The 6,149-nt window shown below is 40.2% G+C and carries 7 protein-coding genes; 4 read left to right on the top strand and 3 right to left on the bottom strand.

Annotated elements, in window-relative coordinates:
* The coding region (gene pgi / locus KKH91_05050) for a glucose-6-phosphate isomerase (protein ID MBU0952174.1) at window positions 1–1,767 on the top strand (1,767 nt) is incomplete at its 5' end.
* A gap of 14 nt (window positions 1,768–1,781) precedes the next feature.
* Here the strand turns inward: pgi and KKH91_05055 are convergent.
* From KKH91_05055 to KKH91_05065, 3 genes are read right to left on the bottom strand one after another with little or no spacing between them, the layout of a single operon-like run.
* On the bottom strand, window positions 1,782–2,774 hold the full coding sequence (locus KKH91_05055) for a hypothetical protein (protein MBU0952175.1): 993 nt from the start codon (window positions 2,772–2,774) through the stop codon (window positions 1,782–1,784).
* A 13-nt stretch (window positions 2,775–2,787) separates the two neighbouring features.
* A complete protein-coding gene (locus KKH91_05060; protein ID MBU0952176.1) occupies window positions 2,788–3,156 on the bottom strand; it encodes a DUF4032 domain-containing protein in 369 nt (122 codons plus the stop codon).
* The gene (locus KKH91_05065; protein MBU0952177.1) at window positions 3,149–3,427 is read right to left on the bottom strand and encodes a hypothetical protein; all 279 of its coding nucleotides are present in this window, start codon (window positions 3,425–3,427) and stop codon (window positions 3,149–3,151) included. The genes KKH91_05060 and KKH91_05065 overlap by 8 nt, the downstream gene beginning before the upstream one ends.
* A gap of 105 nt (window positions 3,428–3,532) precedes the next feature.
* On the opposite strand from KKH91_05065, the gene KKH91_05070 reads away from it, so the two are divergent.
* The 3 genes from KKH91_05070 to KKH91_05080 all read left to right on the top strand — a co-directional run.
* The gene (locus tag KKH91_05070) at window positions 3,533–4,795 is read left to right on the top strand and encodes a 3-deoxy-D-manno-octulosonic acid transferase (GenBank protein MBU0952178.1); all 1,263 of its coding nucleotides are present in this window, start codon (window positions 3,533–3,535) and stop codon (window positions 4,793–4,795) included.
* A 4-nt stretch (window positions 4,796–4,799) separates the two neighbouring features.
* Window positions 4,800–5,831: a lipopolysaccharide heptosyltransferase II gene (gene waaF / locus KKH91_05075; protein MBU0952179.1), complete on the top strand. Its 1,032-nt coding sequence runs from the start codon at window positions 4,800–4,802 to the stop codon at window positions 5,829–5,831.
* A partial coding sequence (locus KKH91_05080; protein MBU0952180.1) for a hypothetical protein occupies window positions 5,828–6,149 on the top strand: 322 nt, incomplete at its 3' end. The genes waaF and KKH91_05080, both read left to right, overlap by 4 nt.

Consider the following 6,149-nt stretch of genomic DNA (forward strand, 5'->3'; position numbering starts at 1 on the left):
AAGACGATGAAGCTTCTTGTCAATCTTGCTAAAGCAGCTGGAGTAAAAGAATATGCCAAAAAAATGTTTTCAGGAGAAAAAATAAACTGGACAGAAAAACGCGCTGTTCTTCATATTGCGCTGAGAAATCGCTCAAATAAACCCATTTATGTTGACGGCAAAGATGTGATGCCTGAAATAAACACGGTTTTAGAGAAAATGAAAATATTTTCTTTAAAATTACGTTCAGGCGGCTGGAAAGGCGCAACCGGCCAAAAAATAGAAAGTGTTGTAAATATAGGGATAGGCGGTTCAGATCTGGGCCCTAAAATGGCCTGCGAAGCGCTGAAATATTATTCCGACGGCCCGGCTGTGTATTTCGTCAGCAATATTGACGGCGCCGATATGTACGAAACACTAAAACTTGTCGAGCCCGAAACAACGCTTTTTATTGTAGCATCAAAAACTTTTACTACGCAGGAAACAATAACGAATGCCAATACTGCAAAAGACTGGCTTATAGCTAAATTAGGCAAAGAAGCAGTTAGTAAACACTTTGTTGCCCTTTCCACAAATGAAAAAAAGGCAAGAGAATTCGGCATAGACCCGGCAAACATGTTTGAGTTCTGGGATTTTGTGGGAGGCAGGTATTCTCTTTGGTCGGCAATTGGGTTATCAATAGCCTGCAGTGTAGGTTTTGAAAGGTTTGAGCAGTTACTGCAGGGTGCTCATGAAATGGACAATCATTTCTTAAATGCGCCTTATGAAGAAAATATTCCTGTACTGCTGGCGCTTCTTGGAGTATGGTACAACAATTTTTTTGATGCGCAAAGTTATGCAATTTTGCCTTATAGCCAGTACTTAAGCAAATTCCCTTCCTATTTACAGCAGGGAGATATGGAAAGCAACGGAAAAACCGTTGACATTGAAGGCAAAAGGGTAAATTATCAGACAGGCCCTATAATCTGGGGCGAACCGGGCACAAACGGACAGCATTCATTTTACCAGCTGATACATCAGGGTACAAAATTTGTCCCGTCGGATTTCATCGGAATCATAAAACCGCCTGAAAGTATCGGCGACCATCATGAAAAATTGATGTCTAATTTTTTTGCCCAGACAGAAGCGCTTGCATTCGGACTGGACAAAGAGAAAGTTATTGAAGAACTGAAAAAACAGGGCCTAAACGATGAAGAAATTAAGTTGTTAGCGCCGTATAAAGTTTTTGAGGGTAACAAACCCACTAATAGTATTTTATTGGATGAACTTACTCCGAAAACTCTCGGGGCTCTGATTGCTATGTACGAACATAAAGTTTTTACCCAGGGCGTTATCTGGAGAATAAACAGTTTTGACCAGATGGGCGTGGAACTGGGGAAAAAACTTGCGAATGTTATTCTGCCTGAATTGAAAGAAAAAACACCGGGCGAGCATGACGGTTCAACAAATGGTTTAATCGGGAAATTTATACTTTGCAGCGTATTTCTGGTTTTTCTTTTAGGGTTTACGGGCTGTATTACTATCGGCAGGGATTTTCAAACTAAAAGCATCCCGAATATTGTTATCGGGAAAACAAGCATGAATGATATTATGAATGTATACGGAAACCCTTACCGCAAAGGAATTGACGATGAAGACCTGACCTGGACCTATCTAAATTATAAAGTGAGCGTATTTAGCGGCAGTTGTACCAGGGACCTCTACATAAAATTTGATAAAAAAGGCCTGGTCAAAAACTATACTTACAACACAAATTTCCCCAATGAGGAAGTTGTACCCAAGCCTTAATAGACAGCGGGTTCCTACTTTACTATCATTTCTATGTTCTGGCTGTAGCCGAGGTTTCCCCACACATCTTCAGCGGCAACTCTGACGAAAATTTTTTCTTCAGGGAGTTTTTCAGGATTGAGAGTAAAAGTCCAGGGAAGGTTATAAAGAAGTTTGCCCGTTCTTTGGTAAGCGCTTGTCAATGTTGCATATTCAAGCCAGGTTTTTTCAATCTGGTCTCCCGCAATTGACGCAACAATAGTTTTGTTCGGAGTGCCTTTTTTACCGTCTTTAACTTCAAATATTTGTATTTTTATTTCCTGTTCAGTTTTTGCCGGTATTAATTTCATTGCGATTGCAGGTTCAAATACTGAAATGGGCGTTTTAAGAGAATCTGCAGGGTCAATCGGAGGGGCTCCCTCAATTTCGTTATTGAGCCAAGTATTTGTTTCAGCGCCTTTAGCGCCCCGGCCTCCGCAAAGTATAGGAGCAGTATCGCGGGCCGTAAAATAATCCGTAGGCGACCACAAAGCTATATAATTAGGCCCTTTCAGGTTTATTTGTTCAATTGGGACTTCAGCCCAAAACCATCTCGCTTCGCCAGTCCCGGATTGTGCATTCATTAAATCTCCCTCAACAGGCAGGTCCAGGCTTGAAGCAAGAAAATATCTTGAGTTAGATTTCCAGGCAGAGGTGGAAGAAATCCCTATATAAATATCTCCGGGTATGGGCTCATTTTCCCAACTTGACTTTCCTTCAACAGGGCGTACCTTTGCCCGCCCCAGTTTTGCGCCAATATAAGCCTTTCTATAAAATTCTGTAGGGCTTTCAGGAATATTAGAAATTTTTTCTAGCCAGCAGACATTATAGCCCACATACCAGTTGCCGTCCCAGCCGGAATTTGCAAGAATATCGTATTCGTTAATATTTGGAAGCTCGCATAGGTAAACCGGCGGAACAAGAGGAGCTGCTTTTACCGGAGCATAAGGTACAAACAGTAAAAATAATAGGCTTAATAATTTTTTCATTTTAAAATTCCGTCTATAACGACGCTTCTTTGTAAAACTTATTATCCAGCCTGGTTTTATAAGGCCCGGTGCAATTACGCCAGTGCTGGGCGTAGCCGCAATTGATCCAATCAAGCGCCGCTTTTTGCGCTCCTACGTCATAGCCTAGCTTTTCAGACAGATACCACTTATGTATGATAATTTCTTTCTTTTGCGCAGCTACTTCATTTTTTATTTTCAGTTCGCGCCATTTTTTTGAATGGTTCATAAAAAAGTCATTTTTAGCGAATTCCATTCCGACATCGTACCGGGCTTTTTCACTTATAAACCATTTATGGGTTAATACGGCGTTTATTTCTTCGAAGTCAAGTTCTTTCAGCGTAGGAATCTTTTCTTCAAACATAAGCATTGTAAGTATTTTCTATTTGCCCTGATTTGTTTTTTTTAATGCCTTCCGCAACAAGCGCGCCTTCGCCTTTAAGGAGGACAAAAACTTCATCAGATTTCATGTGCCTTTCAAGTCTTGTTATTTTATTTAAAGTAAGCTCTTGGAGAGTATTTAAAAAAGCCACGCGCCATTTTTCAAAATCTATCTTAGGTTTATAGCCGTGCCCGTTGTGTTGTTTTACCTGTAAATAATTGTTTGCCATGATCGTTTTTATTGACTGTAACATTTTACATTAATTTCCAAAGTTATGCAAGGAAATTTTTACTAACCGGCCAAAATTTAGTATAATAAAAAAATAGTGTATTAAATCTTTTAAATATTTACAAATGCTATGTACTTTATCTACGATTTAATTTCATTCTGCGCTTTTGTTTTGCTTTTACCTTACGTACTGTTTAAACTGCAGTCGAAAAACACCGGCCTGCAGTGGAGGCACCGGCTGGGGCTGATAGGCAATTTACCGGAGGGCAGATACATATGGGTTCATTGCGCGTCAGTAGGCGAAGTAAAAGTGGCTTCTCTTTTGATTGAAGAACTGCATAAAAAAATGCCCGATCATAAAATCGTTCTTTCTGTAATTACCAGGTCAGGCTATCGGGTCGCAAATGATACTGTGTCGTCGGTAAAAAAGGTATTTTATGCCCCTATAGACATATCCCTTTTTGTCGAAAGAACTGTAATGATAATAAAACCTGAATTGTTCGTGCTGGTTGAAACAGAACTCTGGCCCAACCTTATCAGGCTGGTTGACAAATCAGGGGCAAAGATAGTAACGATAAACGGAAGAATTTCAGATAAAAGTTACGGCGCTTATAAATTTTTAAGGTTTTTTATAAAAAAAATTGTTAGAAAGGTTGACCTGTTTTTAATGAGAGAACAGTTTGACTATGACCGGATAATCGAGCTTGGGGCGGAAAAAGAAAAGGTCAGTATTACCGGCAATATCAAATATGACATCATTATTTCCGACAACATCAAAAAGTATGTTGTTGAGAAAGAGTATTTTGGTTTCAACGGCGGCAACAAAATATTTGTTGCGGGAAGCATAAGAGAAGGCGAAGAAGAACTCATAATAAAGGCCTATGATGATTTACTGAACAACTTTCCTCAATTAAAAATGATATTTTCTCCCAGGCATCTTGAAAGAGTGCCCTTAGTTGAAGAAATGCTTGAGAAAAGGAACATTTCGTATGTAAAAAAATCAAACTTTCTTGAACTTAAAGACTTTCAATGCCTCATCCTTGATGTTTATGGGGAGCTTATGAAGGCCTACTACGTTGCGGATATAGTTTTTGTCGGCGGCAGTTTACTGCCATTCGGCGGGCAGAATATTATTGAGCCCGCAAGTTTGGGTAAAGTTGTAATGTTCGGCCCTTACACGGAAAGTTTTAAGGAACCGGCTGATTTGCTGGTAAAAAATAACGCCGGAATCAGAGTAAAAGATACCGAAGAAATGAAAGGAGTGATAACGGATTACCTCGAAGATCCCGTCCAATTCAAACAATATTCAATAAATGCAAAAAAAGTTATAAATAAACTTGAAGGTGTAACAAAAAGAACGGTGGAATTAATAAAGAAGTTTTTTGATGAATAATTAAATGAATAAAATACTCATTATCAAACCTTCTGGTATCGGCGATATAGTGCATTCTTTGCCGGTTATTTACGGCCTGAAAAAATTATATCCTGATGTTAAAATAGACTGGCTGGTGTTCAGCAAATTTGCAAAAATCCTGCATAATATCCCTCAGGTTGACGAGCTCATTCAATGGGACAGGCAGGGGGGGCTCAAGGAATACAGAGAAGTTATTAAACTAGTCCGGTCAGAAAAGTATGATTTGCTGATTGATTTACAGGGCCTTATGAGGACAGCTATCGTAAGTTATTTTTCCGGGGCAAAAAAGCGAATAGCTGTAAGTTTGTTAAGAGAATTTGCCTGGTTGCTTGAAAAGCCGGTTGAAAAGTTCGACAAGTGCTTGCACGCAGTTGACCGTAATTACGGCGTAGTGAAATTGCTGGGCGCGGCGCAGGGAAAAACGCTGTCTCAGCCGTCAGAATATCTTCCCTGGATGCATTTTACTGAAAAAGAAACGAAATCTGCAGAAGAATTTTTGAGCATTTCCAGCAAGGATTCCGGCGCGACTCCCGGCAAGCCGTTCGTTGTATTTGTAACTACCAGCCGCGGCCTGCATAAGGTTTGGCCTTACAGGAATTTTACCAACCTGATCAAACTTGCGCTGTCCAAATATGATTTTATCCCCGTGTTTTTGGGAATGAAAGGCGAAGAGGAGTACGTGCATAAAATTTCCGGAAGCCTTAATACCGAATACATTGACCTTACAGGAAGAACGGATTTGCGGACTGCCTGCGCTGTAATTTCACGCTGCAAACTTGTTGTAGGAAATGATACCGCGCTGATACATATAGCCGCCGCGCTCGGCGTGCCTGTAATCGGTTTGTATGGCGCAACAGACCCGGCCCAGGTGGGGCCTTACGGCGAAAAAAATACCGTTATTCTTAATAAATTATCTTGCTGGCCCTGCGGTATAAAATCAAACTGCAAAGTAAACCGGTGTATGATGGGAATTTTGCCGGAAGATGTTTTTACTGCAATGAAGAAATATTTATGAAAACTATAGAAAAAAGCGAAATCAAAAAAATAGTAGTGAGGGGCCCTGACTGGGTGGGAGATTTTGTAACAGCCACACCTGTTTACAGGGAACTGAGAAAAAATTTTCCTAGTGCCAAGATTACAGCCATTGTCCGCAATTGGACCAAGGGAATGCTGGAACATTGCCCCTATGTGAATGAGATAATTGAATATGATTCGCGCAATAAATCAATTAAATACTCCTGGGAACTTGTAAAAAAACTAAAGAAAGAAAAATACGGCCTGGCAATACTGCTTTCAGGAAATTATAACGCCGCTTTAATTGCTTGGCTTGCCG

It is taken from the genome of Elusimicrobiota bacterium (assembly GCA_018816525.1).
In the GTDB taxonomy this organism is placed as follows: domain Bacteria; phylum Elusimicrobiota; class Endomicrobiia; order CG1-02-37-114; family XYA2-FULL-39-19; genus OXYB2-FULL-48-7.